Raw genomic sequence first — 3927 nt, 5'->3', positions numbered from 1 at the left:
ATCAACCTCACCAGTATTAGTAACAGTAATCAAGAACAAAGTCTGCTCACCAACCAAAACACTAGGAGTCAAACTAACCTTATCAACAACCATACCCGGTTTTAATTGTGATTCTTCAACAACTTCAGTAGTATTATTAGTAATTTTTTCTTCAGTTTCACTGGAATCAGCAACAACAATATTAGTAAAGTTACCTGGCTTATTTGTGTTAAATTCTACAGTAAAACTAGCAGAATCACCAATTTCTAAAGAATTTAAGTATTTAAACACATTACCAGTATTAACCCAATTGTCACCAGTGAAACTATTATATATTAATCCTTCATATGATAATTCTTTAACAGATACATTAGTTAATCCAACATCCCCTGTATTTTTTACAATAATATCGAAAGATGTTTTTTCACCAACATTAACAGTTTTATTTAATGTAATTTTTCTAACTTCCAAGTCAGGATTAATATTATTTACTTTAGTAATATTAAATGAGAATAAATTCTGACTTGAAGCAACTGTAAGAACTGTATAGAAATTATATACTAAATATTCGCCGTTTACTTGTTTAACAGCATTAGTGTTAGGTACTCTTTCACCGGCATCATATCGTCTTATTGCATCTTTGACTCTGCTACTTGCATCAGGATTATTCCTGAAATCAGTTTCTGTAAAATTCCAAATGTCACGAGCTATAATTGTTGTATTTGATGGTTCTAAAACCTTTTCATTAAGATTATTATAAATTAATAATTTAACATACTCAGCAACATTTTCTCCAGTTTTATGATTAATTAATAGATTTAAAGAAGTATCAACATACCCCCCGGCAGGTCCTTGAGCACCCTCTTCAATACAATATGCAGTGTCCCCATTTTGAAGGATCATATAATCATATTGACCATAATGTTCTTTAACAGAAATATAATCAGTTAAATTATAATATTCAATATAATTAAAAGAAGAGTCAGAAATAGTACTTTCATTGATTACAGCGATATCCTGACCAACTGTTCCATTATTGTCTGTAAAAGTAACATTTCTAATTAAACCTTCAATAACATAAATACCTGCACCAAAAATTGCATTATTACTTTCTACAATAGAATTTGAGATAGTTCCGGTATTTATACTTGCACCACCAGCATAAGTGATAGCAGTGTTGTTATATATAATACAGTTATCAATTAAATTATTAGTTCCTTGTTCAATAAGAGCTCCACCACCAAAGACAGCATGATTGCTTAAAAATTGAGAGTTAGTAACAGAATTACTAACACCGTCAATTACAGCACCTCCACCCTTGGAAGCATTATTACGTTGGAAAGTACAATTGTCAACATTGGAATTTGAGGATCCTGAAGTGTATACCAAAGCCCCTCCATCACGACCAGCAGTATTTTCAACAAAAATTGAATTTAAAACATTTACATTACTACCATTAACAAACAATGCACCCGCATCGAGAGTAGCATTATTTTTATAAAATATGGAATTGTTTATAACACCATCATTACCCTGCCAGACCACTGCACCATAACTGCCTACACAATTACTAACAGTACAATTTTCCATTATAACTTTAGCTCCACTGGCAACAGTGATTGCAGCACCATATTGAACATTATCAAAATTATGAAATCCATTAATGAAATTAATGTTTTTTAATGTAACAGTACTACCACTTTTTATGTACAAAATTCTAGAAACCATACCACCATCTATATAATGGCCTTGACCGTCAATAGTCATAGAATTTGTTGAGATTTGAACCATTTTATTTTCAGTGGCTACATAATCCTTATTAAGAGTAACATAACTTCCTTTAAGATCTTTTTCTAAATCGCTAAATGTCCCAGAATCTGCAGATAATTCATCATCTTCATTGCTTGCAGAAAGAAAACCCTTTTTTACTGGTTCTTCTACTAATTCTTCATTTGTTGTTTCGTAGTCAATATCAACAATAGGAGCACTATCAATGCTTAAGGATAAAGTTTCATTTGAAGAATCCGCCGCAGAAACTACTCCCAATGTTAATGCCAAAGTAATTAATAAGATTAATGCATATAAAATAGATTTGTTGTTCATAATAAATCACCCGTTTTAATCATACTTCGACAACAGTATATCATCCGATATGGTAATTAATTAAAAATATCTCAGTATAAATTAATTAAATTCTAAAAGAAATACCTCGTTTTTTGATTGTTTAAAATAAGAAAAAAAGATATATACAGACTCATTTAAATAAAAATTATATAAAAAATAGTTTGATAATAAAAATGAATGAAATTTAAGGTAAATAGTTGTAAAATAAGGATTAGTATAGTATAAATTATTGGCATTTCCTAGAATTGAATTATCAATACAAAATACAAATCTGCTGTTTAGTTTATCATTGCATAATATGACATTTTGATTTACTGCATGAGTCAAAATATGACAATAATGATTATAAAATATTAAGAAATCATGAGTAAAAATATCATACTCTTCAAATATATCAAATTTAAATTCACATCTCTTATATTCAGATGATTGTAAAGAAGATTCAAATTTAATCCAAATAGGAACTTCATAATTACTTAAGAAATAACTATATAAATGATATGATTCTATAACTGTACCACTTAAATTTGAAAAAGAGATATTATCCAATGAATCATCTAAGAGCTCTTTAATATATGCATTATTATATTGAAGTTCATGTTTTTTAACTTCAAAAGATTTTTCATATGTTTCAATTATAAAAGAGTTATTATACTCTTGATGAGAGCTTTCATCCATTAAATCAATGGAATCATTCACTTCATCAATACCAATAGGTGAATATAGCGTTTCATCTCTTTCATCAGAACCCTCATTAGATGAAAATAGTCTTTCACCTACTTCATAAACTTCAATGATCTCATCGACACAAACATCATTGATTTCTATATTAACTGATTCATTAATGTCACAAGCAGACACTACCTGCAACATGAATAATGTAAATATAATAATCATGATTTTTATTTTAAAGTTCATCTTCAATCACCAAAGTTTGTTATAAATGTATAAAAATTTTTTTCTAAATAAGCCATTACATTTTTTTAATAGCTAATTTAATACTGTAATCTCATCATATATAAATGTATACAGTTTTAACAAAAAAATCTTAAAAATTAACCAAAAAGTATCTATTTGATATTTTTTATATCGAATTGTTTAGAAAAATTTAAAAAAATAGACAGTTTCAAATTATAACAAAGTTATAATATTTTTGTTCTAAAAAACCCAAACAAATTATGGATAATATCTAAAATAAGAGGTACTAATATGGAAGAAAAATCTATTGTATACAAAAAAATTAATGATATTAAAATCATTATAAATCATTAAAATCGCGAATAAAATAAAATTACTAAATATAAAATGAAATTAAAATATAAAAATTAAAATTATAGTTAATTACCAAACTTTTGGTAAATATGTTTCGAACAATTTATAATAAACTTTTGTATCCAAAATCGATTCAATATAAGTTTTTATGGTTAAATCTTCCAAAAATTCTTTTGATTTTAGATAATAATGTTTTATTTCTCTTTTCATTTGTCTCCAAATCTGTTTGATTGGATTTAAGTGTGGAGAGTATGGAGGAATATAGATTAATGTAATATTTAGATGTAATGCTATTTTTTTGATAAATGCAGATTTGTAAACGCTATAATTATCAAGAATCAAGCATAACCTTTGTTCGGTTTGCATTTTACTTATTATATTTTCTTTATTTAAAAGATTTAATGTTATTTTGATGGTCGAGTTTCCATTAATTGTTAATGATCCGGTGGTGTTGATTTTGAATTTGTAAGGATTCACTATTTGCGTATATTCTATTAGTTGATCATAAGTTAATTTTGATGGTCTTCCACCACCAAAAGAAGGTTTCAAACT

The 3927-nt window shown here is 27.0% G+C and carries 3 protein-coding genes; all 3 read right to left on the bottom strand.

What is annotated here, in order from left to right; translation table 11 throughout:
- Positions 1-2082: right-handed parallel beta-helix repeat-containing protein (locus QZ146_RS08465; RefSeq protein ID WP_295723580.1), on the bottom strand; the 2082-nt coding region annotated here is incomplete at its 3' end.
- An 81-nt stretch (positions 2083-2163) separates the two neighbouring features.
- Entirely contained in the window at positions 2164-3021 is an 858-nt protein-coding gene (locus QZ146_RS08460; protein WP_295723577.1) for a hypothetical protein, read from the bottom strand.
- Between the two features lie 423 nt (positions 3022-3444).
- On the bottom strand, positions 3445-3927 hold a 483-nt coding region (locus QZ146_RS08455; RefSeq protein ID WP_295723575.1), incomplete at its 5' end, for a transposase.

It is taken from the genome of uncultured Methanobrevibacter sp. (assembly GCF_905235195.1).
Classification (GTDB): Archaea; Methanobacteriota; Methanobacteria; order Methanobacteriales; family Methanobacteriaceae; genus Methanarmilla.
The sequence above is the reverse complement of the archived record's forward strand: the minus strand, read 5'-3'. Positions and strand labels throughout refer to the sequence as shown.